At 71.8% G+C, this 26,278-nt stretch carries 28 protein-coding genes and 1 riboswitch; of the genes, 9 read left to right on the plus strand and 19 right to left on the minus strand.

The genetic code is table 11. The annotated features are described in order from the left end of the window. Nucleotides 1–42: 42 nt before the first annotated feature. Entirely contained in the window at nucleotides 43–1,341 is a 1,299-nt protein-coding gene (locus ACH34T_RS01345; protein WP_395990045.1) for a M50 family metallopeptidase, read from the minus strand. A gap of 93 nt (nucleotides 1,342–1,434) precedes the next feature. After that, the gene (locus ACH34T_RS01350; protein WP_395990046.1) at nucleotides 1,435–2,229 is read right to left on the minus strand and encodes a FadR/GntR family transcriptional regulator; all 795 of its coding nucleotides are present in this window, start codon (nucleotides 2,227–2,229) and stop codon (nucleotides 1,435–1,437) included. A 156-nt stretch (nucleotides 2,230–2,385) separates the two neighbouring features. On the opposite strand from ACH34T_RS01350, the gene ACH34T_RS01355 reads away from it, so the two are divergent. The 8 genes from ACH34T_RS01355 (at nucleotide 2,386) to ACH34T_RS01390 (ending at nucleotide 12,256) form a co-directional block, all read left to right on the plus strand. Beyond that, a complete protein-coding gene (locus ACH34T_RS01355; RefSeq protein WP_395990047.1) occupies nucleotides 2,386–3,930 on the plus strand; it encodes an amino acid permease in 1,545 nt (514 codons plus the stop codon). Nucleotides 3,931–3,936: 6 nt separating this feature from the next. Beyond that, on the plus strand, nucleotides 3,937–5,292 hold the full coding sequence (locus ACH34T_RS01360; protein WP_395990048.1) for a glutamine synthetase family protein: 1,356 nt from the start codon (nucleotides 3,937–3,939) through the stop codon (nucleotides 5,290–5,292). 65 nt (nucleotides 5,293–5,357) lie between these two features. Next, complete coding sequence (locus ACH34T_RS01365; protein WP_395990345.1) at nucleotides 5,358–6,764, plus strand: aldehyde dehydrogenase family protein; 1,407 nt, start codon at nucleotides 5,358–5,360, stop codon at nucleotides 6,762–6,764. Between the two features lie 90 nt (nucleotides 6,765–6,854). Continuing rightward, nucleotides 6,855–7,619 carry a 3-oxoacyl-ACP reductase gene (locus ACH34T_RS01370; RefSeq protein ID WP_395990049.1) on the plus strand — a complete coding sequence of 255 codons (765 nt, stop codon included), beginning with the start codon at nucleotides 6,855–6,857 and terminating at the stop codon, nucleotides 7,617–7,619. Nucleotides 7,620–7,702: 83 nt separating this feature from the next. Continuing rightward, nucleotides 7,703–7,798, plus strand: a riboswitch (glycine riboswitch). Nucleotides 7,799–7,963: 165 nt separating this feature from the next. Continuing rightward, on the plus strand, nucleotides 7,964–9,121 hold the full coding sequence (gene gcvT, locus ACH34T_RS01375) for a glycine cleavage system aminomethyltransferase GcvT (protein WP_395990050.1): 1,158 nt from the start codon (nucleotides 7,964–7,966) through the stop codon (nucleotides 9,119–9,121). A gap of 41 nt (nucleotides 9,122–9,162) precedes the next feature. Continuing rightward, nucleotides 9,163–9,567, plus strand: coding sequence for a glycine cleavage system protein GcvH (gcvH, locus tag ACH34T_RS01380; RefSeq protein ID WP_395990051.1), 405 nt, complete (start codon nucleotides 9,163–9,165; stop codon nucleotides 9,565–9,567). Nucleotides 9,568–9,570: 3 nt separating this feature from the next. Continuing rightward, nucleotides 9,571–10,827: a serine hydroxymethyltransferase gene (glyA, locus tag ACH34T_RS01385; protein ID WP_395990052.1), complete on the plus strand. Its 1,257-nt coding sequence runs from the start codon at nucleotides 9,571–9,573 to the stop codon at nucleotides 10,825–10,827. A 55-nt stretch (nucleotides 10,828–10,882) separates the two neighbouring features. Next, a complete protein-coding gene (locus ACH34T_RS01390; protein WP_395990053.1) occupies nucleotides 10,883–12,256 on the plus strand; it encodes an L-serine ammonia-lyase in 1,374 nt (457 codons plus the stop codon). A gap of 24 nt (nucleotides 12,257–12,280) precedes the next feature. Here the strand turns inward: ACH34T_RS01390 and ACH34T_RS01395 are convergent, their stop codons facing one another. From ACH34T_RS01395 to ACH34T_RS01410, 4 genes are read right to left on the minus strand one after another with little or no spacing between them, the layout of a single operon-like run. Continuing rightward, on the minus strand, nucleotides 12,281–13,645 hold the full coding sequence (locus ACH34T_RS01395) for a ferritin-like protein (protein WP_395990054.1): 1,365 nt from the start codon (nucleotides 13,643–13,645) through the stop codon (nucleotides 12,281–12,283). Further along, on the minus strand, nucleotides 13,642–14,493 hold the full coding sequence (locus ACH34T_RS01400) for a putative DNA-binding domain-containing protein (RefSeq protein ID WP_395990055.1): 852 nt from the start codon (nucleotides 14,491–14,493) through the stop codon (nucleotides 13,642–13,644). Before ACH34T_RS01400 ends, ACH34T_RS01395 begins: the two co-directional genes overlap by 4 nt. Further along, on the minus strand, nucleotides 14,486–15,439 hold the full coding sequence (locus ACH34T_RS01405; protein ID WP_395990056.1) for a DUF692 domain-containing protein: 954 nt from the start codon (nucleotides 15,437–15,439) through the stop codon (nucleotides 14,486–14,488). The genes ACH34T_RS01400 and ACH34T_RS01405 overlap by 8 nt, the downstream gene beginning before the upstream one ends. Then, the gene (locus ACH34T_RS01410) at nucleotides 15,436–16,077 is read right to left on the minus strand and encodes a hypothetical protein (RefSeq protein WP_395990057.1); all 642 of its coding nucleotides are present in this window, start codon (nucleotides 16,075–16,077) and stop codon (nucleotides 15,436–15,438) included. The genes ACH34T_RS01405 and ACH34T_RS01410 overlap by 4 nt, the downstream gene beginning before the upstream one ends. A gap of 459 nt (nucleotides 16,078–16,536) precedes the next feature. Between ACH34T_RS01410 and ACH34T_RS01415 the strand changes: the two genes are divergently transcribed. Further along, nucleotides 16,537–16,803: a hypothetical protein gene (locus ACH34T_RS01415; protein ID WP_395990058.1), complete on the plus strand. Its 267-nt coding sequence runs from the start codon at nucleotides 16,537–16,539 to the stop codon at nucleotides 16,801–16,803. Here the strand turns inward: ACH34T_RS01415 and ACH34T_RS01420 are convergent. The 13 genes from ACH34T_RS01420 to ACH34T_RS01480 all read right to left on the minus strand — a co-directional run bounded on the left by ACH34T_RS01420 (nucleotide 16,793) and on the right by ACH34T_RS01480 (nucleotide 26,198). Then, nucleotides 16,793–17,239 carry a winged helix-turn-helix transcriptional regulator gene (locus tag ACH34T_RS01420; RefSeq protein ID WP_395990059.1) on the minus strand — a complete coding sequence of 149 codons (447 nt, stop codon included), beginning with the start codon at nucleotides 17,237–17,239 and terminating at the stop codon, nucleotides 16,793–16,795. The two genes, ACH34T_RS01415 and ACH34T_RS01420, sit on opposite strands and share 11 nt — an antisense overlap. Before the next feature lie 20 nt (nucleotides 17,240–17,259). Next, on the minus strand, nucleotides 17,260–18,423 hold the full coding sequence (locus tag ACH34T_RS01425) for a thiolase family protein (RefSeq protein WP_395990060.1): 1,164 nt from the start codon (nucleotides 18,421–18,423) through the stop codon (nucleotides 17,260–17,262). 390 nt (nucleotides 18,424–18,813) lie between these two features. Next, nucleotides 18,814–19,392, minus strand: a complete 579-nt coding sequence (locus tag ACH34T_RS01430) for an alkaline shock response membrane anchor protein AmaP (protein ID WP_395990061.1) — start codon at nucleotides 19,390–19,392, stop codon at nucleotides 18,814–18,816. Beyond that, entirely contained in the window at nucleotides 19,392–20,000 is a 609-nt protein-coding gene (locus ACH34T_RS01435) for a DUF6286 domain-containing protein (protein ID WP_395990062.1), read from the minus strand. The genes ACH34T_RS01430 and ACH34T_RS01435 overlap by 1 nt, the downstream gene beginning before the upstream one ends. A gap of 28 nt (nucleotides 20,001–20,028) precedes the next feature. Next, on the minus strand, nucleotides 20,029–20,559 hold the full coding sequence (locus ACH34T_RS01440; protein WP_395990063.1) for an Asp23/Gls24 family envelope stress response protein: 531 nt from the start codon (nucleotides 20,557–20,559) through the stop codon (nucleotides 20,029–20,031). Between the two features lie 31 nt (nucleotides 20,560–20,590). Then, nucleotides 20,591–20,794, minus strand: coding sequence for a hypothetical protein (locus ACH34T_RS01445; RefSeq protein WP_395990064.1), 204 nt, complete (start codon nucleotides 20,792–20,794; stop codon nucleotides 20,591–20,593). A gap of 22 nt (nucleotides 20,795–20,816) precedes the next feature. Then, nucleotides 20,817–21,137, minus strand: coding sequence for a hypothetical protein (locus ACH34T_RS01450; RefSeq protein WP_395990065.1), 321 nt, complete (start codon nucleotides 21,135–21,137; stop codon nucleotides 20,817–20,819). Beyond that, entirely contained in the window at nucleotides 21,134–21,613 is a 480-nt protein-coding gene (locus tag ACH34T_RS01455; protein ID WP_395990066.1) for an Asp23/Gls24 family envelope stress response protein, read from the minus strand. Before ACH34T_RS01455 ends, ACH34T_RS01450 begins: the two co-directional genes overlap by 4 nt. 230 nt (nucleotides 21,614–21,843) lie before the next feature. After that, the gene (locus tag ACH34T_RS01460; RefSeq protein WP_395990067.1) at nucleotides 21,844–21,984 is read right to left on the minus strand and encodes a hypothetical protein; all 141 of its coding nucleotides are present in this window, start codon (nucleotides 21,982–21,984) and stop codon (nucleotides 21,844–21,846) included. A 46-nt stretch (nucleotides 21,985–22,030) separates the two neighbouring features. Then, nucleotides 22,031–22,702 (minus strand): response regulator, encoded by a 672-nt coding sequence (locus tag ACH34T_RS01465; RefSeq protein WP_395990068.1) that lies wholly within the window; start codon nucleotides 22,700–22,702, stop codon nucleotides 22,031–22,033. Beyond that, nucleotides 22,699–24,300 carry an ATP-binding protein gene (locus tag ACH34T_RS01470; protein WP_395990069.1) on the minus strand — a complete coding sequence of 534 codons (1,602 nt, stop codon included), beginning with the start codon at nucleotides 24,298–24,300 and terminating at the stop codon, nucleotides 22,699–22,701. The genes ACH34T_RS01465 and ACH34T_RS01470 overlap by 4 nt, the downstream gene beginning before the upstream one ends. Nucleotides 24,301–25,012: 712 nt before the next feature. Next, a complete protein-coding gene (locus ACH34T_RS01475; RefSeq protein WP_395990070.1) occupies nucleotides 25,013–25,582 on the minus strand; it encodes a hypothetical protein in 570 nt (189 codons plus the stop codon). Nucleotide 25,583: 1 nt separating this feature from the next. Continuing rightward, the gene (locus tag ACH34T_RS01480; protein ID WP_395990071.1) at nucleotides 25,584–26,198 is read right to left on the minus strand and encodes a DUF6286 domain-containing protein; all 615 of its coding nucleotides are present in this window, start codon (nucleotides 26,196–26,198) and stop codon (nucleotides 25,584–25,586) included. Between the last annotated feature and the right edge of the window lie 80 nt (nucleotides 26,199–26,278).

The raw sequence follows: 26,278 nt of genomic DNA on the forward strand, positions 1-26,278 counted from the left end.
GTCTCGTGACGCCCGCGGTCGTCCGGCGGCCGCGGGCCCGAGCTAGCCGGTGACGCGGACGGGGTTGAACAGGTCGGCGTAGATGAGCAGCCCGCCCATGACGATCAGGACGGCCGCCATCACATACGTCACCGGGAGGGCCTTGGCGACGTCCACATATCCGGGATCGGGCCTGCGGAAGATCTTGGCGAACAGCTTCTTGATCGCTTCCAGCAGGGCGCCCGCGATGTGGCCGCCGTCCAGCGGCAGCAGCGGGACGAGATTGAACAGCCCGACCGCGAGGTTCAGCGACCCGAGCAGCATCACGAAGTAGGCGACCTTCTGCGACCCGGTGATGGTGTCGTCCGCGGCGACCTCGCCGCCGATGCGGCTGACGCCGACGACGCCGATCGGGCCGTTCGGGTCGCGATCCTCGCCGCCGAACGCCGCGTTCCAGACGCCGACCATCTTCTGCGGCATCCGCACCAGCGCGCCCGCCGTGCGCGAGGTCAGATCGCCCATCGTGCTCGCGACCGCGCCGGGCCCCTGCCGCTCGACCTCGCTGTCCGGGGTGATGCCGAGGAACCCGACGTTGACGACCTTGTCGGTGTCGTCCAGGTCGTACATCTTGTTGCGGGTGATGGGCACGTTCAGCCGCACGTCCTGCCCGCCGCGCCGGACGGTCATCGCCGCGGTCTCCCCGCCCGCCCCGCGGATCAGCTCCTGGAGCTGCCGGTAGTCGTCGATCTTCCTGCCGTCGAACGACACGATCCGGTCGCCCGCCTTCAGCCCGACCTGCTGGGCGGGGGTCGGCGTGGCGTTCGCCGGGCACTCCTTGAGCCCGGCCTGGCTGGCCGGGACCATGCACGGCTGGACCTCCCGGATCACGGGCTGGAGCTGGTTCGTGCCGATGCCCATCAGCAGGATCGCGAAGAACAGCACCGCGAGGATCAGGTTCATGGCGGGCCCGCCGACCATGATCAGCGCCTTCTGCCACCACTTCTTGGAGTAGAAGACGCGGTCCTCGTCGCCGGGCCTGACCTCCTCCAGCGCGGCGCCGCGCGCGGACTCGATGAGCCCCTGGAACGGGCCGGTGCTGGCCTGCCGCACCTGCCCCGGGGCGTCGCCCTTGCGCGGCGGCAGCATCCCGATCATGCGGACGTAGCCGCCGAGCGGGACCCACTTGACGCCGTACTCGGTCTCGCCGCGCCGCCACGACTTCATCGTCGGCCCGAACCCGACCATGAACTGGGTCGTCCGCACCCGGAACAGCTTGGCGAACGAGAAGTGCCCGAGCTCGTGCAGCGCGATGGACACCAGCAGGCCGAAGAACAGGATCAATGCTCCAGCCAGGTAGGCCATGCGGCTTGCCCCTCCGGTCGTGCACCCCGCGCACCGGGGGGTGATCTCCAGCAATCAACTCAGAGTACGTCAACGGTCCGCGTCCGGTTGAATCTAACCGAGGAAGCCGCGCAGCAGCGCCGCCGTGCCCTCCAGATGCTCGGCGACGGCGCGGTACGCGGCCCCGGGATCGCCCGCGAGGACGGCGTCGACGATCGCGGCGTGCTGGACGGCGGCGTGCTCGATGTTGCGGCCGAGGACGGGAATGGCGTTGAGCAGGTCGGTCACCCGCATCCGCGCGTCCGCGCAGGCCGCCGACAGCAGCGCCGACCCGGTCATCTCGGCGATGGTGAGGTGGAAGAGGGTGTCGAGGCGGCGGTACTCGTCCGGGCCGGCGGCGTTCAGCTCGGCCAGCCGGGTGCGGAGCAGCTCGCGCTGCGCGGCGGACAGGTCCGCCGCCGCGAGGATCTGGGCGGCGCCGGTCTCGACGGCCATCCGGTAGGTGAGCGTGCCGTTGAGGTCGTCGCCCATCTGCGCCAGGGCCCGCTTCAGGTCGGACTGGCGCGGTTTCGGACGCTCGTAGGTGACGAACGTCCCGCCGAACCGTCCGCGGCGCGACTCCACGTACCCCTCCTGCTGGACGACCCGGATCGCCTCGCGGAGCGTGACGCGGCTGACGCCGAGCAGCGGCGCCAGCTCCCGCTCGGGCGGGAGGCGCTCGCCGCGATCGACGACGCCGAGCTTGATCGCCTGGAGGAGCCGTTCCACGGTCTCCTCGAACGCGTTGCCCGTCCGGACGGGCCGGAACACCGCACTCGCGGCGAGATCCACCAGCCCCGAGCCACCCCCGGCAGGTCCGGCAGGCTCGGCGGGCTCGGCGGGTTCGGCAGGCGTGACGGGCTCGGGCATTGCCGTCCTTCGACCGCGGGGAATCTGGAAATTCCCACGTTACAGGTGCATTTCGGGGCGATCAGGGTCTTGACGTGGGGGCCGTCGCAAACATTAATGGTCTGTCGTTAGCCCATTATGGGCGACACCGAACCCCCTGTGGACGAGGAGGTGCTCGTGAGCCTCGACGAGCACAAGGCTTCCGCCGGCCCCGACCCCGTGTCCGACGACGAGAAACGGCTGCACGAGCTGGGCTACGCCCAGGAGCTCAGCCGGTCCATGTCCGGCTTCTCCAACTTCGCGGTCTCGTTCACCATCATCTCGGTGCTGAGCGGCTGCCTCACGTCCTACACCATCGGCCTCAAGGGCGGCGGTCCCGTCGTCATCAGCTGGGGCTGGCTCGGCGTCGGCGCCATGACGCTGCTGGTCGCGCTCGCCATGGCCGAGGTGTGCTCCAGCTACCCGACCGCGGGCGGCCTGTACTACTGGTCCGCCAAGCTGGCCAAACGGAACGGTCCAGCGTGGTCGTGGTTCACCGGCTGGTTCAACTTCATCGGCCAGGTGGCCGTCACCGCCGCGATCGTCTACGGCTCCGCCGCGTTCCTGAACCCGCTGCTCGACCTCCAGTTCGGGTACGACGTGTCACTCGGCCACACGTTCACGCTGTTCGCGATCCTGCTGGTCACGCACGCGCTGCTGAACCAGTTCGGCGTCCGGCTCGTGTCGCTGCTGAGCAGCGTCAGCGTGTGGTGGCACGTCCTCGGCGTCGCGATCGTCGTCGGCGTGCTGGCGTTCAAGCCGTCCCACCACCAGTCGGTGGGGTTCGTCTTCACCGAGTTCGTGAACGAGACCGGCTGGCAGTACGGGGCCTACGCGGCGCTGATCGGGCTGCTGCTGTCGCAGTACACGCTGACCGGGTACGACGCGTCCGCCCACATGACCGAGGAGACGCACGACGCGGCGCGGTCCGGGCCGAGGGGCATCGTCAACTCGGTGCTGATCTCGGTCGTGGCCGGGTGGATCCTGCTGCTCGGCGTCACGTTCGCCATCCAGGACTACGCGGCGGCGGTCGAGGGCGGCCCGGCGGCGATCTTCATCGCGGCGACCGGGGAGACGACCGGGAAGCTGCTGATCCTCGTCTCGTTCGGCGCGCAGTTCTTCTGCGGGATGTCGTCGGTGACGGCCAACTCCCGGATGATCTACGCGTTCTCGCGGGACGGCGCGCTGCCGCTCTCGTCCTTCTGGCACCGCATCAACAAGCGCAGCCGGACGCCGACCAACGCGATCTGGCTGGCAGCGGGCGGCGCGTTCGTCCTGGCCCTGCCCGCGATCTGGAATCTCACCGCGTACCTCGCGGTCACGTCGGTCGCGGTGATCGGCCTCTACATCGCGTACGTGATCCCGACGTTCCTGCGCCTGCGGCAGGGCGCCGACTTCAAGGCGGGCCCCTGGAACCTCGGACGCTGGAGCAAGCCGGTCGGCACGCTCGCGGTGGCGTGGGTGCTGTTCATCTCGGTGGTGTTCATGCTGCCGCCGGCCAACCCGATCAACAGGGACTCGTTCAACTACGCGCCGGTCGCGATCCTGGTGGTGCTCGGCGGCGCCGGGCTGTGGTGGGTGCTGTCGGCCCGCAAGTGGTTCAAGGGCCCGAAGGTGCAGGGCACCGCCGAGGAGCTGGCCGCCATCGAGAAGGAACTCCAGTCCCTGGGTAAGGAGAGTTAGAGAATCGTGACCACATCGCTCACCCTCGACGAGCTGCGCGGGGAGGCGGCGGCGGGCCGGATCGACACCGTCATCGTCGCGATCACCGACATGCAGGGACGCCTCCAGGGCAAGCGGCTCTCGTCCCGCTTCTTCCTGGAGGAGGTCGCCGGGCACGGCTCGGACGGCTGCAACTACCTGCTGGCCGTGGACGTCGACATGAACACGGTGGACGGCTACGGCATGTCGTCCTGGGACACCGGCTACGGCGACTTCGTCATGCGTCCCGACCTGGCCACGCTCCGCCGGATCCCCTGGCAGGAGGGGGCGGTGCTCGTCCACGCGGACATCGTCGCGGAGGACGGCGGCGACGTCGCGCCCTCGCCCCGGCAGATCCTGCGGCGCCAGCTCGCCCGGCTCGCGGACCGGGGCTGGGGCGCGTACGTCGGGACGGAGCTGGAGTTCATCGTCTACAAGGACAGCTACGAGGACGCCTGGACGAAGGCGTACCGGAACCTCACCCCGGCCAACCAGTACAACGTGGACTACTCGCTGCTCGGCGGCGCCCGCGTCGAACCGCTGCTCCGCCGGATCCGCAACGGCATGACCGGCGCGGGCATGTACGTCGAGTCGGCGAAGGGGGAATGCAACCTCGGCCAGCACGAGATCGCGTTCCGCTTCGACGACGCCCTCACGACGTGCGACAACCACGTCCTCTACAAGACGGGCGCCAAGGAGATCGCCGCCCAGGAGGGCATGTCGATCACGTTCATGGCGAAGCCGAACGACCGCGAGGGCAATTCCTGCCACGTGCACATCTCGCTCCGCGACGCGGACGGGCGTCCGGTCCTCGCCGGGGACGGGCCGCACGGCCTCTCCCGCCTGGGCGAGCACTTCATCGCGGGGCAGCTGGCGTGCCTGCGCGAGTTCACCCTGCTGTACGCACCGAACATCAACTCGTACAAGCGGTACCAGTCCGGCTCGTTCGCGCCGACCGCGATCAAGTGGGGCGTCGACAACCGGACGTGCGCGCTGCGGCTCGTCGGGCACGGGCCGTCGCTGCGCGTCGAGAACCGCGCGCCCGGCGGGGACGTCAACCCGTACCTCGCCGTCGCGGGGCTCATCGCCGCCGGGTTGCACGGCATCGAGCACGAGCTGCCGCTGGAGGAGCCGTTCGTGGGCAACGCCTACGCGGCCGACGCGGACACCGTCGTCCGGACGCTCCGCGACGCCGCCGCCGACTGGGGCCGCAGCTCCCTGGCCCTGGACGCGTTCGGCAAGGAGGTCGTCGAGCACTACGCCAACTACGCCCGCGTGGAGCTGGACGCCTACGACCGCGCCGTCACCGACTGGGAGCTGTTCCGCGCCTTCGAACGCCTTTGACCGTGGCCACGGCCGGGCCCGCGATCCAGCTCGGGGCCGCCGCACACCCAGGGGGGAAAGTGACCATTTCCAGCGAACCCGACCGCGCCGAAACAGGGGCCGGCGCGAGCGGATTCGACGTGGTGGATCCGGCGACCGAGGAGGTCGTCGAGACCGTCCGGATGGCGTCCGCCGGGGAGGCGGACGCGGCGGTGGAGCGGGCCCGGCGGGCGTTCGCGGGGTGGCGGGGCGTGGCGCCCGGGGACCGGGCGCGGCTGCTGCGGCGGTTCGCCGAGCTCGTCGACGCGCACGTGGACGAGCTCGCCGCGCTGGAGGTCCGCAACGCGGGGCACCCGGTGGCGCAGGCGCGCTGGGAGGCGGGGAACCTGCGGGACGTCCTGCACTACTACGCGGCGGCGCCCGAACGGCTCGCCGGACGGCAGATCCCGGTGGCGGGCGGGCTGAACGTCACGTTCGCGGAGCCCCTCGGCGTCGTCGCCGTGATCGTCCCGTGGAACTTCCCGATGCCGATCATGGGGTGGGGGCTGGCTCCGGCGCTCGCGGCGGGCAACACCGTGATCGTCAAGCCGGCGGAGCTGACGCCGCTGACGGCGCTGCGGGTCGGCGAGCTGGCGCTGGACGCGGGCCTGCCCGAGGACGTGCTGCAGGTGCTGCCGGGCGCGGGCCCGGTGGCCGGACGGCGCCTGGTCGAGCATCCGGACGTCCGGAAGGTCGTGTTCACCGGCTCCACCCGGGTCGGGACGGAGATCATGGCGGCGTGCGCGCCGGGCGTGAAGCGGCTGACGCTGGAGCTCGGCGGCAAGAACGCGAACATCGTGTTCGCCGACGCCGACCTGGAGAAGGCGGCCGCGACCGCGCCGTACGCCGTGTTCGACAACGCCGGGCAGGACTGCTGCGCCCGCTCCCGCGTCCTGGTCGAGCGCCCGGTGTACGACCGGTTCCTCGAACTGCTGGAACCGGCCGTCCAAGGGGTCGTCGTCGGCGATCCGCGGAACGAGAACACCGAGATGGGGCCGCTGATCAGCGCCGCCCACCGGGCGAAGGTCGCCTCGTACGTCCCGGCGGACGCGCCCGTGGTGATCCGCGGCGCCGCGCCCGCGGGGCCGGGATTCTGGTTCCCGCCGACCGTCCTCGCCACCACGTCCCCCGGGACCCTGCCGGCCTGGCACGACGAGGTCTTCGGGCCGGTCGTCACCGTCGTCCCGTTCGAGGACGAGGCCGACGCGATCCGGCTCGCCAACGACACTCCGTACGGCCTGTCCGGGTCGATCTGGACCCGCGACGTCGGACGGGCCCTGCGCGCCTCCCGCGCCGTCGAGGCCGGGAACCTGTCGGTGAACTCGCACTCGTCCGTCCGATACTGGACGCCGTTCGGCGGGTTCAAGCGGTCGGGCCTCGGACGGGAGCTCGGCCCAGACGCGCTCGACGCGTTCACCGAGACGAAGAACGTCTTCATCGCCACCGAGGAGTGAGCCAGCGTGACAGGAGCCGGAGCGACGGCAGCCGGAGCGACAGGAACCGAAACGACGGAAACCGCAGCGACGGAAACCGCAGCGACACCGATGCGGCGGCTTGAGGGCCGGGTGGCCGTCGTCACCGGCGGCGCCAGCGGCATCGGCCTCGCCACCGCGCGCCGCTTCGCCGCCGAGGGCGCGCGGGTCGTCGTCGCCGACGTCGACGAGACCCCCGGCAAGGCCGCGGCGAAAGAACTGGACGGCCTGTACGTCAAGGCCGACGTCACCAGCGAGGACGACGTGGCCGCGCTCTTCCGGACCGTCCACGACGCCTGCGGCCGCATCGACGTCGCATTCAACAACGCGGGCATCTCGCCGCCGGACGACGACTCGATCCTGAAGACGGGCCTGGAGGCGTGGAAGCGCGTCCAGGACGTCAACCTCACCGGCGTGTACCTGTGCTGCAAGCACGTCATCCCGTACATGCTCGACCAGGGCAAGGGCTCGATCATCAACACGGCGTCGTTCGTCGCGGTGATGGGCGCGGCGACGTCGCAGGTGTCCTACACCGCGTCGAAGGGCGGCGTCCTGGCGATGTCGCGGGAGCTGGGCGTGCAGTTCGCGCGGCAGGGCGTCCGGGTGAACGCGCTGTGCCCGGGGCCGGTCGACACGCCGCTCCTGCGGGAGCTGTTCGCGAAGGACCCGGAGCGCGCGGCGCGGCGGCTCGTGCACATCCCGGTCGGACGGTTCGCCGAGGCGTCCGAGATCGCCGCCGCCGTCGCGTTCCTGGCCTCGGACGACGCGTCCTTCATCACCGCCTCGGAGTTCCTCGTCGACGGCGGCATCTCCGGCGCCTACGTCACCCCCCACTGACCGCCCGGCCCGACCCGCGGGATCGGCCGGGCGGCGGGTGGTCGCACGGCGAAGCCGCTGCTAGCCTGGCCCGCAACAGCCGATGATCCCGTGCGGGAGAGTCCCTCGCAGCCGGTGGGGGACGCCGAAGGAGCAACCCCTCCCCGGAACCTCTCAGGCCCACGGACCGCACGGGCGAGGCAACCTCTGGAAAGCGGGGACCCTGTCCCCCGCCGAAGGTGCAAGCCCGTCCATGGAGATGGGTGAAGCTCTCAGGCGCCGATGACAGAGGGGGAGGCGCCGAGACGCCCGGTGCGCGAGTGGGACGATGGACCACGCGTGCCCGTGACGAAGGAGCCGAACCCATGCCCGCCGATCCGCCCGCGAAAAGCGCGAAGAACGCGGAGACCGCCGCCGACCCGGAGAGCGCCGACACCCCGGGAAGTCCCAGGAAGACGCCGCTGCACGACGTCCATGTGGACCTCGGCGCGAACCTCGTGGACTTCGCCGGATACCTGATGCCGCTGCGCTACAGGAGCGAGACCGCCGAGCACCAGGCGGTCCGCACCGGCGCCGGGCTGTTCGACCTGTCGCACATGGGAGAGATCTTCCTCTCCGGCCCCGGCGCGGGCGACGCGCTCGACCACGCGCTGGTCGGGAAGCTCGCGGCGATGCCCGTCGGCAAGGCCCGCTACACGATGATCTGCGCGCCGGACGGCGGCGTCCTCGACGACCTGATCGTCTACCGGCTCGCGGAGGCCACGTGGATGGTCGTGGCGAACGCCGCCAACGCCGACGTCGTCCGGGACGCGCTGGCCGAGCGGGCCGCAGGCTACGAGGCCGCCGTCGACGACCGGTCCGCCTCTTATGCGCTGATCGCGCTGCAAGGGCCGCGTTCACAGGAGATTCTCGAAGGTTTCACCGGCGCGCCGCTGGCCGACCTCAAGTACTACGCGATCCTCGCCGGACGGGTCGCGGACGTCGACGCGCTCGTCGCCCGCACCGGCTACACCGGGGAGGACGGCTTCGAGTTGTTCGTGGACGCGGCCGACGCCGTCCCGCTGTGGAAGGCGCTCGAACGGGTGGACGGGGTCGTCCCCGCCGGCCTGTCGGCGCGCGACACGCTGCGCCTCGAAGCGGGCATGCCGCTGTACGGCAACGAGCTGACCGCCGAGACGACGCCGTTCGAGGCGGGCCTCGGCCGGGTCGTGAAGCTGGACAAGCCGGGCGACTTCGTGGGGAAGTCGGCCCTGGCAGCGGTGGCGCAGACCCCGCCGGGCCGTAGGCTCGTGGGTCTGGTGGCGCAGGGGCGGCGCGCCCCGCGCAAGGGGTACCGGGTCGTCACGTCCGGCGGCGCGCCGTGCGGGATCGTGACGAGCGGCGCGCCGTCCCCGACACTGGGCGAACCGATCGCCATGGCGTACCTCGACAGCGGCGCCGCGGAGACCGGCCTCGCCGTGGACGTCCGCGGCCGGCACGAGCCGGTGGACGTGGTGCCCCTGCCGTTCTACAAGCGTTCCTGAAGTTCGGGGGGAGCCCCCGCAGTGAAGAGAGAGAAGTGATCGTGAGCGTTCCGGAGCAGCTCCGCTACAGCGAAGAGCACGAATGGGTGTCGGGCCTCGGCCCGGCTGGTTCAGCATCAGACGGCGGCATCGTCACCATCGGCATCACCGCGCACGCCGCCGACGCCCTCGGAGAGATCGTCTACCTTGAGCTGCAGCCGTCCGAGGGCGACGCCGTCGAGGCGGGCGAGCCGTGCGGCGAGGTCGAGTCGACGAAGTCGGTCAGCGACATCTACTCGCCGGTCAGCGGCGAGGTCACCGCGATCAACAGCGCGGTGGTGGACGAGCCGAAGGTGATCAACGACGACCCGTACGGCGAGGGCTGGATCTTCAAGGTCCGGGTGTCGGACGAGCCGGGCGACCTGCTCGACTCCGTGGCCTACGAGAAGCTGATCGAGGAGGCCTGACCGGTGCGCCTGCACGACCCGCTCGCCGCCGCCGACCCGGAGGTGGCCGAGGCCGTCGCCGCCGAGCTGCGGCGGCAGCAGTCCACCCTCGAAATGATCGCGTCGGAGAACTTCGCGCCCGTGTCGGTGCTGGAGGCGCAGGGCTCCGTCCTGACGAACAAGTACGCGGAGGGGTACCCCGGCAGGCGGTACTACGGCGGCTGCGAGTTCGTCGACGTCACCGAGCAGCTCGCGATCGACCGGGCCAAGGCGCTGTTCGGCGCGGAGCACGCGAACGTCCAGCCGCACAGCGGCGCGCAGGCCAACACGGCGGTGTACTTCGCGCTGCTGCAACACGGGGACACGATCCTCGGGCTCGACCTCGCGCACGGCGGGCACCTCACGCACGGGATGCGGCTGAACTACTCCGGCAAGACGCTGAACGTGGTGCCGTACCACGTCCGCGGCGAGGACGGCCTCGTCGACATGGACGAGGTCGCCGCGCTCGCCGCCGAGCACCGCCCGAAGATGATCGTGGCGGGCTGGTCGGCGTACCCGCGGCAGCTGGACTTCGCGGCGTTCCGGGCGGTCGCCGACGCGGTCGGGGCGCTGCTCATGGTCGACATGGCGCACTTCGCGGGGCTCGTCGCGGCGGGGCTGCACCCGTCGCCCGTCCCGTACGCGGACATCGTCACGACCACGACGCACAAGACGCTCGGCGGCCCGCGCGGCGGGCTGATCCTCGCCCGCGAGGAGTACGGCAAGAAGATCAACTCGGCGGTGTTCCCCGGCATGCAGGGCGGCCCGCTGGAGCATGTGATCGCCGCCAAGGCCGTCGCGCTGAAGATCGCCGCGTCGGACGAGTTCCGCGCCCGGCAGGAGCGCACCGTCGAGGGCGCCCGGCTGCTCGCCGACCGCCTCCTCGCCGAGGACTCCGCGAAGGCCGGCGTCAAGGTCCTGACCGGCGGGACGGACGTGCACCTCGTGCTGGTCGACCTCGTCGGCTCCGACCTCACCGGACGCGACGCCGAGGACCGCCTGCACGACATCGGCATCACCGTCAACCGCAACGCCGTCCCCAACGACCCGCGGCCGCCGATGGTGACGTCCGGGCTCCGGATCGGCACGCCCGCCCTCGCGACCCGCGGCTTCACCGCCGGCGACTTCGCGGAGGTCGCCGACGTCATCGCGCTGGCGCTGCAGCCGTCCTTCGACCGCGACGCCCTGTCGGCGCGCACGAAGGCCCTGGCTGACAAGCATCCCCTGTATCCCGACCTGTGATTTCTCCGCGCCCCCTCGCTCACCGGCGAGGGGGCGCAGCTACAAAGGGGTAGCAATGGCCATCAGCGTTTTCGACCTCTTCAAGATCGGCATCGGGCCTTCGTCGTCCCACACCGGCGGACCCATGGCCGCCGCGCACCGCTTCGCCCGCGGACTGCACCACGACGGCCTTCTGGAGAAGACGGCGACCGTCCACGCCACCCTCTACGGCTCGCTCGGCCTCACCGGAAAGGGCCACGGCAGCGACAAGGCCGTCATCCTCGGCCTCGAAGGCGACAAACCCGAACTCGTCGACGTGGACAAGGTCGACGAACGCCTGGAGGCGATCCGCGAGCGCGGAACGCTCCACCTCTTCAACGACCACGACATTCCGTTCGCCGTCAACGAGCACCTCATTTTCGAACGCAAGGAATCGCTCCCCGGCCACCCCAACGGAATGCGCTTCACCGCATTCGACGACTCGGGCAACGAACTGCGCACGAAGGTGTACTACTCGGTCGGCGGCGGCTTCATCCTGGACGAGAACGCCACCGGCGCCGACCGCATCAAACCCGACGACACCGTCCTGCCCCACCCGTTCGACACGGCCGCCGAACTCCTCGAACGCTGCCGCGACACGGGCCTTTCCATTTCCGCGCTGATGCTGGAGAACGAGAAGGCGTTCGGCCGCTCACCCGAGGAGATCCGCCAGGGGCTCCTCGACCTCTGGGACGTGATGCGCGCCTGCGTCGCCCGGGGCTACACCCGCGAGGGCCTCCTCCCCGGCGGCCTCAAAGTGCGCCGCCGCGCGCCCCAGCTCCACCGCCAGCTCTCGGTCGAGAAGCCGTCCGACCCCCTGCACGCCATGGACTGGGTCACCCTCTACGCCCTCGCCGTCAACGAGGAGAACGCCGCGGGGGGGCGCATCGTCACCGCCCCCACCAACGGCGCCGCCGGCATCGTCCCGGCCGTCCTGCACTACTACGACCGCTTCGTCCCCGGCCACGACGACGAGGGCGTCGTCCGCTTCCTCCTCACCGCGGGCGCGATCGGCGTCCTGTTCAAGCAGAACGCCTCCATCTCCGGCGCCGAGGTCGGCTGCCAGGGCGAGGTCGGCTCCGCCTGCTCCATGGCCGCCGCCGGCCTCACCGAGGTCCTCGGCGGCACCCCCGAACAGGTCGAGAACGCAGCCGAGATCGGCATCGAGCACAACCTCGGCCTCACCTGCGACCCCGTCGGCGGCCTCGTCCAGGTCCCCTGCATCGAACGCAACGCCGTCGGCGCCATCAAGGCCATCAGCGCCGCCCGCATCTCCCTCCGCGGCGACGGCCGCCACTTCGTCTCCCTCGACAAGGCCATCAAGACCATGCGCGACACCGGCCGCGACATGCTCGACAAATACAAGGAGACGTCGCGCGGCGGCCTGGCCGTCAACGTCATCGAATGCTGACCGCGGCGATCGGGATTCCGGGTGTCAGATGTCGGCGAGGAGGCTGATCTGGCGTTGGATGCCGTCCGAGCCGCCGAGGTCCGGGAAATGGTCGATGGCCGCGTCGCACAGGTCGATGAGCTGCTGCTTCTTGGAGCGGTTCTGCACCTTCGAGAAATCGAAGAACTCGAATGACGGCGCGGCGTGCAGTCCCTTCCACGAGCCCGCGGGGATCCGGGTGGTGACGAGCGCCTGGGCGATGGGGTACAGGACCCCCTGCATGATGGCGACGCCGTTGCGTTCGAGCCCGTACCGGCGGCTGAAGTGCTCCTCGCGGTCGGTGCCCGGGTACTTCTTCGTGACGACGTCGTCGGTGGTGTGCTGGTAGATCTCGTCCAGCATGCACAGGGTGTAGCAGTAGGCGGCGTTGAACAGCGTCATCAGGGCGTGGACGCCCGGCTGGTCATCGAAGTCCTCCACGCTCGGGTCGGACACGACGGGCCAGGTGGCCCGCGGGTCGTCGATGCTGATCTCGTACTTGTCGCCGTCGACGGCTCCGATGCCCTCCTCGCCCCGCTGGATGCGCAGGAACTTCTCGTAGTGGGTGAAGTCCTCGATGCCGCGCTTGACCTTGATGTGCTGGCGGTCCTTGAGGGTCCCCTCGCCCTGCTCGATGATGATGTTCAGCGCCTTGCGGGCGGTGTCCAGGTTGTGGACGCGGATCGGCTTCCCGCTGCCGAACTCGTTCCAGAAGGCGCGCTTGTACTGCTTGCGCGCGTCGCCGAGCGCCCATTTGATCTTCTTCTTGGCGTCCAGGTCGCAGAAGCCCGCCTCAATGGAGCGGTAGAACGCGCCCAGGCTGGTGTACTGGCCGACGGCCTTGGGATGCGCCTCGAAGGTGACCGCGTCGGGTTCCACGTCGTCCGGCATCTCGATTCTGCGGAACGTGCTCACATGGTCCGTGGACAGCTTTTCGAGGGACAGGAGGATCTCCGCGCCGTCCTCGTCGTCGGGGTTGTAGCGGTGCATCATCAGGCTCGGGTATTTCGGGATGAAGTCCTTGTCGTAGAAGGAGATCTGGTCGCCGTGCCCGATCGCGACCATCAGGTTGCGGACGAGGGCCAGGTGCAGCATCTCCTCGATCGAGATCCCGATCAGCGAGCGCAGCACGCCGCGCGGCGCCGCCCACTGGGAGTGCCCGCGGGTCTTGATCGAGTAGGTGGCGTACAGGTACAGCGGGATGGTGGACAGCTCCACCTGGGCCGCGACGTGCAGGTGGTCGGCCAGGTCCTGCACGCTCTGGATGCCCTTCTCCGGGTCGAGGCGCCGGATCGGCTCGGCCCTTGCCGCTGTCGCCGGGGCCTTCGTCGCCGTCCTGCCGTTCCCCGAGCGGATCGTCTTGGTGGTCATCGTGCAACCTTTCCTGTGGGTGTGGTGGTGCCGCTTCCGGGCGCGTGGACGCCGGGTTCGTGGAAGCGGGAGAAGTAGCCGAGGCCGGTCCAGCGGCGGAGGAGGTCGGCGGCGTGGGCGGCGTCGACGTCGCCGAGCGCGGCGCCGACCGTGGCGCCTCCGGCCAGCGCCCGCAGCGCCCGGTGGCCGGCGGGGCCGAGTTCCCGCATCGTGACCCGGTAGTCCCGCCGGTGGACGGCCAGCCGGACGGGACGCGGCGCGGGCGGTTCGGGGTCCTCGCCGCGCCGGACCGCCGCCAGGTACTCGTGGACGGGGAACGCCAGTTCCGGGAGGCGCAGGCAGGGCGCGACCACGGGACGCAGGCCTGGGAGGTCGGCGGGCCCCGGAAGGTCGTCCGGGTGCGGGAGCGGGGCGTCCTCGGTGCCCGGGCCCTCCATGACCTCGGTGACGACGCGTTCCAGCCGGGCCATGTCGATGATCAGGTCGGGCCATTCCTCGCGGCTCCGGCCCGGGGCGCCGTCGGGCCGGGTCGCCGACAGGTGGGCGGCGAAATCCTCGTCCAGCCGGGACAGCGAGTACGCGCTGGGCGGACGGGCGTCGAGATAGTCCAGGGCGAAGCGGTCGAACATCTCCTCGCCCAGCAGATGCGTCAGGCCGGGATGCAGGCCGCGCATGTTCTCCAGCAGCCTCAGCCGGTAGCCGCGCCAGTAGATCGCCAGCCGCTCCCGGGCGGTCAGCGCAGAGGACGGGGTGAGCTTGCGGGACGCCTCATCCAGGTCACCGTCCGGGTCCAGGATCGCCGTCTGCACCAGCCGCTGGAGCCCGGCGAGGCCGGACGCCTCAGGCATCGCGGCCGCCCCCGGCCCGGAGCGGCCGCCACGGGCGAGCGTCGGCGGCACTCAGGCGAGCGTCGGCGGGTCGCGGTCGAGCGTCGGCGGCGATGGGCCCGGCGGCGGCGGGCGGCCGGGCCTTGGCGGCGATGCGACGGGCCTTGGCGAGTTCCGCCTCCAGGACGGGGAAGGCGGGCAGCTTGTCGTCCCACTCCAGCAGGGTGGGGATCTCCTCGCGGCGTTCGGCGACGCGGCGGTACATGTCCCAGACCTCGTCGGTGACCGGGCCGTCATGGGTGTCGATGATGTGCGTGCCGTAGTCGGTGTGCCCGGCCAGGTGGATCTGCTCCACCTTGTCCAGGGGGATCGCGTCGAGGTAGTCGACCGGGTCGTAGTCGTGGTTGGCGGCGGAGACGTAGACGTTGTTGACGTCCAGCAGCAGGCCGCAGTCGGCGTCCTCCGCGAGCCGGGCCATGAACTCCGGCTCGGACATGGTGGACGCGGTGAAACCGACGTACGTGCTCGGGTTCTCCAAGACCAGCCTGCGTCCCAGATAGTCCTGGACGATGCGCACCCGTTCGACGACGTGCGCCAGGGCCGCCTCGGTGAACGGCAGCGGCAGCAGGTCGTGGGTGGTGCGGCCCATGACGCCCGTCCAGCAGACGTGGTCGGACACCAGCCGGGCCCGGACGGCCTCGGCGAGGTCCCGCAGCCGGGCCAGGTAGCCGAAGTCGAGCGGATCGGTGCTGCCGATCGACAGCGACACCCCGTGCAGGACGATCGGGTAGCGGTCGGCGATCGCGTCCAGGGCGCGGCGGCGTCCGCCCGCGCAGTCCATGAAGTTCTCCGAGATCACCTCGAAGAACCCGACGTCGGGCCGGTGGCGCCGCACGTGGTCCAGGTGCGGCGCGCGCAGGCCCAGCCCGAAACCGAGCGGCCGTTCCCCGGCGCTCGGCGGCGTCATCGACGCTTCCTGGCGGCACCCTTCCGGGCCGTCGCGGACGTGCTCTTGCGCGAGCTCGTCCGGCGATGGCCGTCCGACCGCGTGTGCGGCAGGTCGTGGCCGTCGTCGATGTCGTACTCGGGCAGCATGTCGTCGGGGATGCCCTCCGACGGGGACGGGCCGAACGCCAGCCCCGCCCGGTACATCCGGTCTTCCATGATGCGCCTGGCCTGCAACCACACGCTCTTGCCCTTCATCGGCCCGCAGCTGAACACGCGGCTGACGTTGAGCGGGCTGGCGCAGCTGCCGTTGAACCGGCACGCCTGGTCGCCGGGCCGCCACTGCTGCTCGTCGTTCCCGGCGTAGCCGCAGCCGCCCTGCCCGCGGCACTGCCCCTCGCCGTGACAGACATGGCGCACGGTCGCGCAGTTCCCCGTCCCGGCCATCGCGGCGCCGCCGTCGACGTCGAAGGCGTTGCACGCGTTCAGCCCCATGCAGACGTGCTGTTCGAGCCCCTCGGCCGGGCCGCCGCAGCTCATCGCCCCGAAGGTGAGGCCGCTCGCGTCGTCCCTGAGCTCGGCGGCGTACTCCTCCGACGACAGGACGCCGGCGTCCGCCGCCTCGTCGTGACCGTTGTGCTCCCGCTTCACCCTTGCCATGACCCCCCGATCTCCGCGAATCCGGCGCCAATGTCGAATTCGGCCCGCGATGCCGGTGAACATCGCGAACCCTCCTGCACCTTTGCCGGAACGAAGATCAGTAACCGCGGGCCTTGACTTATTACATCCCGGGTAACAGGGCACGCTCCCCTTGACCCGGCATTGACCGGACGACACGATCGTTTCAAGAAGATGAGCGTTTGCCGAGGCCCACGAATCACCGACGAGCGCCCCAAGGACGCGCGCGTGCCGTCCGCGTGACACCCTCGCCGTCCAGCCCATTCACCACCGCCGGGACGCTCAACACGACCTGCTTAGGTCGGCGAAACCCGCGGATGCTCAGGCTTATCTCGATGACCTGCTGACCCATATTCTGAATCAGAATATGGCCAAGTTACCGATCGTATTCTGCCTCGGTCGATCGATCCTAGAACGGAAGATATGTGAGCACAGTTCGCGATGCGCGGCGCCATTCTCACCGCCCTGGAGTTCCTCGCCGACGGCACGGCCGACATGCGTCAGAAGTTCGGCGCGCGTCAGAAGTTCGGCGCGCATCACAAGGCTGGCGTGCATCAGAAAGTCAGCGCACGTCACAAGGCCAGCGCACGTCACAAGGCCAGCGCACGTCACAAGGCCAGCGCACGTCACAAGGACGGCGCGCGTCACAAGGACGGCGCGCTTCGCCGGTCGGCGCGCGTGAGGAGGACGGGGTGTGTCAGGAGGTGAGGGTGCCGCGGCCGGTCGGGGAGTGGGCGCCGGGGCGGGCCTCGTTGCCGCAGTGCCGGCAGATGACCATGGGGTTGAGCGCGTGGCCGCAGGAATGCGTCCAGCGGACGGGCGGATCGTCGGGATGCAGATGCCGGTCGCCCCACCTCATCAGCACGAGGAGGACGTCGCACAGCTCCACGCCCGCGGACGTCAGGTGGTACTCGTAGCGGGCCGGGTGGTCGCTGTAGCGCTCGCGCCGGACGATGCGGTTCGCCTCCAGCTTCCGGAGCCGGGACGTGAGGATGTCGCGGGACGCGCCCGTGTTCCGGACGATCTGGTCGAAGCGCCGCACCCCGTAGCTCAGCTCGCGGATCACGAGCAGGCTCCAGCGTTCGCCGACCAGGTCCAGCGTGTCGGCGATGGAGCACTCGCGCGGCGCGGCGTCCTTCGGCATACCGGGCAGCCTAACCGCCGTCAGAGCCGCTCGATGACGGTGGCGTTGGCCAGCCCGCCCGCCTCGCACATGGTCTGGAGGCCGAACCGTCCGCCCCGGTCTTCGAGGGCGTGCAGCAGCGTCGTCATGATGCGGGCGCCGCTGGCGCCGAGGGGGTGGCCGATCGCGATCGCGCCGCCGCGGACGTTGACGCGGGCCAGGTCGGCGCCGGTCTCGCGCTGCCAGGCGAGGACGACGGGCGCGAACGCCTCGTTCACCTCGAACAGGTCGACGTCGTCCAGGGTGAGGCCGCCGCGCCGCAGGACCTTCTCGGTCGCCGGGATGATCGCGGTGAGCATCAGCAGCGGGTCGTCGCCGGTGACGGCGAACGCGTGGAAGCGGGCGCGGGGGCGCAGGCCGAGGCGTTCGGCGACGTCCGCGCCCATGACCAGGACGGCGGCGGCGCCGTCGTTGACGGGCGACGCGTTGCCCGCGGTGATCTTCCAGCCGATCTCGGGGAACCGCTCGGCCGTTCCCTCGTCGTAGTACGCGGGCTTGAGGCCCGCGAGGACCTCGGGCGAGGTGTCCGGACGGACGGTCTCGTCCCGCTGCCCCGGCCACGCGACCTCGCGGTCGAACTCGCCGTTCTTCCACGCCTCGGCGGCGCGGCGGTGCGACTCGTACGCGTAGGCGTCGAGTTCCTCGCGCGGCAGGTTCCAGCGGGCGGCGATCAGCTCGGCGCTGATGCCCTGGCCGACGAGGCCGCCGGGGTAGCGCTCGCCGAGCGTCGGACCGAACGGGTCGCTGCCGGGCAGGACGCCCGACCCCATCGGCACCCGCGACATCGACTCGACGCCGCAGGCGATCGCGATGTCGTACGCGCCGCTCTGCACGCCCTGCGCCGCGATGTGCAGGGCCTGCTGGGACGAGCCGCACTGCCGGTCGACCGTCATGGCGGGGACGCTCTCGGGGAACCCGGCGGCGAGGACGGCCGTGCGGGTGACGTTGAGCGCCTGGTCGCCCACCTGGGTCACGACGCCGCCGATGACGTCGTCCACCTGCGCCGGGTCGAGGCCGGTGCGCTCGACGAGCGTCCTCAGCGTCCGTGCGAGGAGGTCGGCGGGGTGGTCGTCGTGCAGCGCCCCGTTCGGCTTGCCCTTGCCCAGCGGCGTGCGCACGGCCTCCACGATCACCGCGTCCCGCATGATCCCCACCTCCGTCTGTTTTTCCAACTCACTCTCGAAGTATCCGATCAGTAAGTTGGAAAACACAACCCACTCGTGTCGTGGCGCCGCTCACACAAGAGCCCGGGGGTCGCGGCGGGTCGCCGCGTCCCCCGGGCCTATCGGGCCGCTCAGCGGGAGGGGCCCATGCTGTGGTCCGTCTGTTCCCTCCATGCGTCGAAGAGTCCCTCGGCGGAGCCGCCCGGAAGTGCAGAGTCGGACAAGCGTGCCTCCTCGTGGCCTCGACGTCAGGTTCACTTCGGACATTAGCCGCGCAAGCCGCTATAGGCCCTCAAACAACTTCAAAGTGCCCGTAAGACTTGTGCGGCGGGACGCGCCAGACGGCGGAGGCGCCAGACGACAGCGGAGGCGTCAGACGACGGTCGGGGGCTGCTCCCCCGGCACCAGGCGCAGCCGCACCACCGTGGGCACCGAATCGCGTTCGAGGGCGGCGCACAGCCGGGGCACGCCCTCGTCCTCGATGCGCCGCCGCAGGTCGGCGGCGTCGGCGCCGCGCCCGTACGCGACCTTCAACCGCAGTTCGGGACGGCTGGACGAGCCGATCAACCGCGCCCGCACCTTCCGCACACCCGGGTACTCCCCGATCTCGTCCTCAAGCGCACCCGTGACGGCCTTCGCCGACAGGCGCGTCGCGCCCGCGTCGGCGTCCGGCTCCATCGCGAGCCCCGCCAGCTTGCCGGAACGCCCCTGCGCGACCAGCCACGCCAGACCCAGCAGCGCCAGGACGACGGCCGCCGCGGCCACCGCGGGCCAGAACCAGCCGTGCCCGTCGGCGAACCGGCGCGCCTCGCCGGTGAGCACAGGGCTGGACGCCCGTCCGTCCCCAAAGGCGCCCAGGCCACGCGCGAAGCCCGCGCCACCGGCGACCGCCATGACGGCGCCGAGCAGAGTCAGGCCGGTGCGGTTCAGGTGCGCGGGACGGCGGTCCATCACCGGTCCCGCCGCTTCATCCGCACCGAGACGGACCGGGCGGGCAGCGGCCGCAGCCCGCCGAGCCGTTCGCGCACCGCCTCCGCGACGCCCGCGTCCAACCCCTCGGGCGCGTGCACGGGCGTCTCCGCGACCACCTTCACCCGGCGGCGGCGCAGCCGGACCCGCCGCACCCGCGACACGCCCGGCGCGTCCTCCGCCGCCGCGGCGACGGCGCCCTTCAACCCGCGCCGGCTCACCCCCATCATCAGGCTCGGCACCCGGCCGCGCAGCGGGACGATCTTGGACTTGCCGGGCAGCAGCGCGGACAGCAGGAACAGCAGGCCCACCCCCGCCACGGCACCGAAGATCGCGAGCGCGTACCAGTCGTCCCACGCCGCGTCCTTCACCCACCCGTACGGGAACACGTGTGCCGGACGGTCGAACAACGCCGAGATCACCTCGATCGCGGTGAGCGTCCCGGCCGCCGTCATCAGCAGCGCGCCGACCATCGCGGGCCGCACGCGGCGCGATCGGAACGCGTGCCTGGCCGCACGGTCGGCCTTCCGCGGCTTCGCCGCCGGCGCGCGCCGCGCCGTGGCGGGACGCGGCCCGGCCTGCGCGGTCACAGCACGGTCCTGTCACCGGCCTGCGCGGTCACAGCAGGGTCCTGTCGCCCGCGGCGGGACGGCCGAGCTCGTCCACGTCGATGTCCACCTGCCGGACGGTGAAGCCGGTCAGCTCCGCCACCCGCCCGCGCACGCTCTCCCGCACCCGCCGGGCGACCTCGCGCACCGGCAACGGGTAGGGCACCGACATCGCCACGCGAGCCGTGACGACGTCCCCGTGCACCCGCACCTCGGTACGCACCGGCCCGCGCCCGGGGACCGGGACTCCGAGGACCGTTCGGGTGAGCCCGCCGGACTCGTCGACCTCCGCCGCCGCCTCGGCCACGATCCGCGCCACCACCCGATCACGGATGACCGTCCGCCCCCGCTCCCCGCCACGCCCACCGTCCCCCACCCCGCCCGCAGCACCGCCCGCCACCCCACCTGACGCACCGCCCGCCACAGCGCCTGACGCGGTGCCCGGTGCATCGTCCGAAGTGCTGTCTGACGTGGCGTGTGGGGTGGGGGGCGGGTCGTTCGGGTCTGGGGTGGCCGGTCTGGCTTGGCCGGCGTCCGTCATCTTGGCTCTCCCGGTGCTCGTCGTGGGCCGGTCATCGGGGGCGGCGGCCGGTGTTCGTGGAGGTGAAGAGCTGTCTGAGGTCCAGGCTGCCCTCGATGGCGCGACCGATCAGGAAGCCGAGCGCGCCGAGGAACAGGACGATGAAGAACGCGCCGAAGCCGCCGAACGCCCCGGCGAAGCCGAGCGCCGCTCCGAAGGCCAGCCCGACCAGGGGCCACGGCGGTTTCACGTCCATCCCGGAACCTCCTCTCGGGCCGTCAGTCATCGGTCAGGTCCGCGATGAGCACGTCGACCGTGCGCCGCCCGGCCAGCGGGCGGACCAGGCGGCGGACGTCCTCGGCGATCTCGGGGAGCGGCCGCCCGTAGCGCACGACCACGCCGACCTCGACCTCGCCGTCGCGCACCGCGACGCCCGCCAGCGGCAGGCCCGCGCGGTAGGTCGCGACGCGGCCGTGCGGGCCGGACGACAGCGTCCGCACGTCCGGGCAGGCCATGGCCGCCTCGGCGACCTGGTCCGCCAGGCCGGTGCGGGATTCCCGGGGCGGGGTCGCGGGCACCGTGTCCGTCCAGGCGATCATCGGACGCGGGGCTCCTCGGACCGTTCCTCCGAGTCCTCCCCCGCGACGTGGACGTCGTCCACCGTGATGTTCACCTCGACGACCTCCAGCCCGCACATGTGCTCCACCTCGGTGATGACGTTGTCGCGCACCGCGCCCGCGAGGTCGGGAATGGACAGCCCGTACTCCACGACCAGGTCGATGTCGACGGCCGCCTGGCGCTCGCCGACCTGCACGTCCACGCCCTGGGTGGCGTCGGACGCCACCCCCGGCAGCCGTTCCCTGACGGAGCCGATCGTGCGGGACATCCCGGCGCCCATCTCGTGGACGCCGCCGACCTGCTTGGCCGCCATCGTCGCGACCTTGGCGACGACGGCGTCGGCGATCCTGGTGCGGCCGCCGGGCGTGACGAGTTCGCTGGAGCCGCCGTCGGCGCCGCGCTTGCGCAACGTCCCGGCGCCGCCCCGGCCGGCGCCCGGCCCGTCGTCCTGGCTCATGACTCTGCCCCCTCTGCGGGGTCGCCCCCGGCAGCCCCCGGTCCGGTCCCGCTCGCGAGGTCTCCCACGCGTCGGCTGACGTCCGGTTCATGCTCGCGGACGCCGCACCGAACCGCCGCTACGGAGAAAGACCAGGTCAACGCCGGTTTACCCGGGCGGGCGTCGCCGGGCCCCGACCCGAAACGGCGGGTCCCGGCGGACGCCCGCGGCCCCGGAAACGGCACCGGGGGCTAGCCCTTGAACATCTCGCGCATCTTCCGGGCGGCGTCGCCGGGCTTCTTCTTCGGCTGGGGCTTGTCCTTGGCGGGCGGACGCTTCTCGCGGTCCTTCCCGGTCGTCTCGGACTTGGCCTTCTCCGGCTTCTCGTTCACGACGACTCCCCCATGTCGTTTCACCGTCGTCCCATGCGTACCCCGTCTACCCGGGATAGAAGCGCACTTCCGGGCGGCCGACCTGACCGTAGTGGGGCCGGCGGCGGGCCAGGCCGTTCTCCGCCAGGTATTCGAGGTAGCGGCGGGCGGTGACGCGCGAGACGCCGGTGAGGTCGGCGGCCGCGGCGGCGGACAGCCCGTCGTGCGCGCCGGCGAGCACCTCGGTGACGGCCTGGAGCGTCTCGCGGCTCATGCCCTTCGGCAGCGACCGGTGGTCAGGGCTGCGGAGCGCGGCGAGCATGCCGTCCACGTCGGCCTGGCCGCTGACCTCGCCGGAGCCGACGGCCTGCTCCCGGAACCGCGCGTACGCGACGAGCTTGTCGCGCAGCGACGCGAACGTGAACGGCTTGAGCAGGTACTGGACGACGCCGACCGACACCGCCGAGCGGATCACCGCGAGGTCCCTGGCGGAGGTGACGGCGATGACGTCCACGTCGCTGCCGCCGGCCCGGAGCGCGCGGCACACCTTGAGGCCGTGCGTGTCGGGCAGGTAGAAGTCGAGCAGGACGACGTCGACCGGCGTCCGCTCGCAGAAGCGGAGCGCGTCCGCGCCGGAGTGGACGACGCCGGCGACCGTGAACCCGGCGACGCGGCCGACGTAGGAGCGGTGCGCCTCGGCGGCGACGGGATCGTCCTCCACGACGAGCACATTGATCATCGGGACTCCAGGGGCAGTCGGACGGTGAAGATGGCGCCGCCGTCGTGGCCGACGTGGATGTCGCCGCGGTGCCGCCGGACGGCCTGGCCCACCAGCGCGAGGCCGAGGCCGTGGCCGACGGGGCCGACGGACGTCTTGGTCGTCCAGCCGCGCCGGAACATCTCGGGCACGGCGTCCGGGTCGACGCCGGGCCCGCTGTCTGCGACCTGCAGGACGAGTTCGCCGTTGTCCTTCCTGGCGCTGACGACCACGCGGGGCGGGCGCTTGCCCGCGCCCGCGAGGGCGGCGTCGACGGCGTTGTCGATGAGGTTGCCGAGAATGGTGACGAGGTCGCGGGGCTCCACCACGCCCTCGATGGTGGTGTCGTCGGTGACGACGAGGTCGACGCCGCGCTCCCCCGCCTCCGCGGACTTGCCGAGCAGCAGCGCGACCAGCACCGGCTCCGTCGCCGAGCCGACGACCCGGTCGGTGAGCCGCTGCGCGGTCGCCAGCTCCGCCGTGGCGAACTCGACGGCGTCGTCGGGACGGCCGAGCTCCACCAGCGACACCACCGTGTGCAGCCGGTTCGCGGCCTCGTGGGCCTGGGAGCGCAGCGACTCGGCGAAGCCGCGCACCGTGTCGAGCTCGCCGGTCAGCCCCAGCAGCTCGGTGTGGTCGCGGAGGGTGACGACGTTGCCCATCGCCCGGTCCCGCGATTTGACCGGTGAGGTGTTCACGACGAGGACGCGCGTGTCGCCGACATGGATCTCGTCCGAGCGCGGCTCGCCGGACACGAACGTGGCGACCAGCTCGTCTGACAGCCCGAGTTTGGCGACCGGCCGTCCGCGCGACGCGTCCCGGAGGCCGAGCAGGTCGCGGGCGGCGTCGTTGCAGAGGACGATGCGTCCCGTCCGGTCCAGGAGGAGCAGGCCCTCGCGGACGGCGTGCAGGATCGCCTGGTAGTACTCGAACATCTCGCGCAGCTCGCCGGGCGCGGCGCCGCGCGTCTGCCGGCGGAGCCGCGCGGACACCAGGTAGCTGCAGCCGAGCCCGGCGGCCAGGACGGCGGCGGCGACCGCGACGAAGGACAGCATCCGCTGCCGCAGCTCCGCCGAGATCACCCGGACCGTGATGCCGACCGACACGAGCGCGACGATACGGCGCTGCCCGTCGTACACGGGCGTGACCGCGCGGACGGACGGGCCGAGCGTGCCGGTGTAGGTCTCGGTGAACGTCCGTCCGGCGAGGGCGGCCGCGGTGTTGCCGACGAAGTGCCCGCCGATCCGGTCCGGGTTCGGGTGCGTGTAGCGGATCCCGTCCGGGCTCATGATCGTGATGAAGTCGACGCCGGTGTCGCGGCGGACGCGCTCGGCGTACGGCTGCAGCAGGACGCTGGGGTTCGGGGTGGCGAGCGCGGCCTGGATGTTCTGGGCGTTCGCGATGCTCGCCGCGACCCCCGTCACCTTCTGCCGGGCGGCCTCGTCGGCGGCGCGTCCGGCGTCCAGGTAGGCGATGGTCGCACCGGCCGCCACCAGCAGGCCGACGATCGCGGCCTGCAGCACAAGCAGCTGCCGCGCCAGGCTCCAGCGGCCGGGCGCCGTCCATCCGGGACGCCGCACTGTCGCACCTTTCGTCGCTCCACGCCGTGAACGAAATGTACACAAGCGTGACCATCGTTACGGGACCGCGCATAGTCACGGGTGCACGGATCTCCGCCCACGCCGATTCATGCTTCTGACCTGCGAGCCTTTTCCACACGCAGGCGTCCGCCGTGTGCATGCGCCCGCTCCGCTTGGCGCATGGGCGCCTGCCAAGGCGCCGGCGCCCGTCCAGGATCCGCTGCCCCCGCAATGCGCGGGACCGGACGGGCGCCGCTCCTTGCTTCTCAGCTTGGGGCATCGCGGCTTCGCATACCGCGCGGTACGTAGGGATGGCCAGGGTAGGCCTGGCCGGGCGCATCACCGGCCGGCCGGGCACATCGCCAGAACGTCCGCCGCACCAAAACGCGCGGCACGCGCCGGGCTCCACGAGCCCGGCGGGTTTCAGCCGGTGGACGAGGTCGGCTCTCATCGTCGGACCCGCCGACCCATGCCCGGGCCGGCCGGCAGGCGGGCCGTCGCCATGCTGCCGATCTGGCCGGAGCCGGGCGCCCGGTGTCAGAGTCACCCCGCTCCTGACACCGGGCGGCCCTTCCCCAGGCCGTCAACTCCCCACCAGAACTTCAGGCCCGGCCGGTACCGGCGGGCGTCGGTTCCTGGCGGGCGTCGATTCCTGGCGGGCGTCGGCTCCTGGCAGGCCTCGGCTCCTGGCGGGCGTCGGTTCCTGGCGGTTTCAGGTGGTTTCTGGACGTGGGCGGCGGCGCAGCCGTCCCGGGCGTGTGGCGGCGGCGCGGAAGCGGATCACCACCGGCAGGTCCGGCATGCCGATCGCGCGGCGGTACCGCTCGACCGGGCCCGCGCCCAGTTCGCCGTACACCTCGCTGAGGACGGCGTCGTCCGCGCAGGCGACCCGCACGCGGAGCCGGGGCCTGGTGACCGTGCCGGTGAGCCGGACACGGGTGTCCCGGACGCCGGGCAGCCCCCGCGCGTCCCGGTTCAGGTCGTCGGCCGCGGCCCGGGCGAGGACGCGGATCTTCGGGTCGACGTCCGGCCGCCACCGGTGGACGAGCGACCGGCACTGCAGGACCAGCCACAGCTGCCCGGCGAGCGCCACCGCCTCCGCGACGCCCGCGGCGGTGGGCAGGAACCAGCCGTTGCCGTCGACGAACCGGATGAGGGCGGGGTCGAGCGGCGTCCTGTCCGAGACGGCGCCCAGCGCGTCGAACGCGCCGAGACCGGCGGCGAGCACCGCGCCGCCGCACAGCAGCAGGACCGCCCCGGTCACCGCGATCGCGATCCTCATGTCAGTCCTTCCGCCAGCCGAGCCGGACGTCGACGTCCGGCCGGTGCATCGGCTCGATGCGGTCGAGGCGCTCGCCGACGGCGTGCCCGACCAGCTCGGCCAGGTTCGCCGGGTTGCGGTAGTGCGTGCTCGCCCGGACGACGAGGCGCCTGCGGAACAGGCCCGGGCCGCGGACGCGGGCGCGCTCGATGCCGTGCACGCCGAGCGCCGCGTCCGCCAGGGTGCGGCGCAGGGCGGCGCGTCCGACGGCGCCCGCCAGGCGCGGGTCGGCCCCGGCCAGCGGCATGCCGCGGAGGCGTCCCGGCAGCGCGGCCAGCAGGAACGCCAGCCCGAGGACGGCGATCGCCGCCCCGCCGAGCAGGACGTCCGGGTCATGCCAGGCGCGGTGGCGCAGCGTGGCTGCGGCCGCGGCCACGCCCGGCACCGGGTGGACGCCCGACCCGAGCGCCGCGGCCAGCAGCTCGATCGCGGCGATCCCGCCGGCCGCGGTGACCAGCAGCGCGGCCGCGGCCCCGGCGACCGCGCGCCGGGGCCGGAACTCGCGGACGGCCAGCCGCCGCGCCCGCCGCTCGTTCTGCGCCTCCTCGATCAGGTCCTTGACCAGCGTCTCGGTCATGGCCACCCCCGTGAGCCATCGGCACGTCCGACATCATCACCCATGGTGAGGCATCGTCACGTGGAGTGAAACACGCCATG

Source organism: Actinomadura sp. 9N215, from assembly GCF_044326345.1.
Classification (GTDB): domain Bacteria; phylum Actinomycetota; class Actinomycetes; order Streptosporangiales; family Streptosporangiaceae; genus Spirillospora.

Bases quoted from the DNA above. Each gene is read 5' to 3' on its own strand.
- ACH34T_RS01480 (WP_395990071.1), bottom strand. From the start codon at position 26,198: ATGACCGAGACGCTGGTCAAGGACCTGATCGAGGAGGCGCAGAACGAG.
- ACH34T_RS01395 (WP_395990054.1), bottom strand. From the start codon at position 13,645: ATGACCACCAAGACGATCCGCTCGGGGAACGGCAGGACGGCGACGAAG.
- ACH34T_RS01430 (WP_395990061.1), bottom strand. From the start codon at position 19,392: ATGGACCGCCGTCCCGCGCACCTGAACCGCACCGGCCTGACTCTGCTC.
- ACH34T_RS01390 (WP_395990053.1), top strand. From the start codon at position 10,883: ATGGCCATCAGCGTTTTCGACCTCTTCAAGATCGGCATCGGGCCTTCG.
- ACH34T_RS01370 (WP_395990049.1), top strand. From the start codon at position 6,855: ATGCGGCGGCTTGAGGGCCGGGTGGCCGTCGTCACCGGCGGCGCCAGC.
- ACH34T_RS01350 (WP_395990046.1), bottom strand. From the start codon at position 2,229: ATGCCCGAGCCCGTCACGCCTGCCGAACCCGCCGAGCCCGCCGAGCCT.
- ACH34T_RS01475 (WP_395990070.1), bottom strand. From the start codon at position 25,582: ATGAGGATCGCGATCGCGGTGACCGGGGCGGTCCTGCTGCTGTGCGGC.
- ACH34T_RS01400 (WP_395990055.1), bottom strand. From the start codon at position 14,493: ATGCCTGAGGCGTCCGGCCTCGCCGGGCTCCAGCGGCTGGTGCAGACG.
- ACH34T_RS01440 (WP_395990063.1), bottom strand. From the start codon at position 20,559: ATGACGGACGCCGGCCAAGCCAGACCGGCCACCCCAGACCCGAACGAC.
- gcvT (WP_395990050.1), top strand. From the start codon at position 7,964: ATGCCCGCCGATCCGCCCGCGAAAAGCGCGAAGAACGCGGAGACCGCC.
- ACH34T_RS01465 (WP_395990068.1), bottom strand. From the start codon at position 22,702: ATGATCAATGTGCTCGTCGTGGAGGACGATCCCGTCGCCGCCGAGGCG.
- ACH34T_RS01345 (WP_395990045.1), bottom strand. From the start codon at position 1,341: ATGGCCTACCTGGCTGGAGCATTGATCCTGTTCTTCGGCCTGCTGGTG.
- ACH34T_RS01425 (WP_395990060.1), bottom strand. From the start codon at position 18,423: ATGCGGGACGCGGTGATCGTGGAGGCCGTGCGCACGCCGCTGGGCAAG.
- ACH34T_RS01455 (WP_395990066.1), bottom strand. From the start codon at position 21,613: ATGAGCCAGGACGACGGGCCGGGCGCCGGCCGGGGCGGCGCCGGGACG.
- ACH34T_RS01405 (WP_395990056.1), bottom strand. From the start codon at position 15,439: ATGACGCCGCCGAGCGCCGGGGAACGGCCGCTCGGTTTCGGGCTGGGC.
- ACH34T_RS01445 (WP_395990064.1), bottom strand. From the start codon at position 20,794: ATGGACGTGAAACCGCCGTGGCCCCTGGTCGGGCTGGCCTTCGGAGCG.
- ACH34T_RS01410 (WP_395990057.1), bottom strand. From the start codon at position 16,077: ATGGCAAGGGTGAAGCGGGAGCACAACGGTCACGACGAGGCGGCGGAC.
- ACH34T_RS01415 (WP_395990058.1), top strand. From the start codon at position 16,537: ATGCGCGGCGCCATTCTCACCGCCCTGGAGTTCCTCGCCGACGGCACG.
- ACH34T_RS01450 (WP_395990065.1), bottom strand. From the start codon at position 21,137: ATGATCGCCTGGACGGACACGGTGCCCGCGACCCCGCCCCGGGAATCC.
- ACH34T_RS01420 (WP_395990059.1), bottom strand. From the start codon at position 17,239: ATGCCGAAGGACGCCGCGCCGCGCGAGTGCTCCATCGCCGACACGCTG.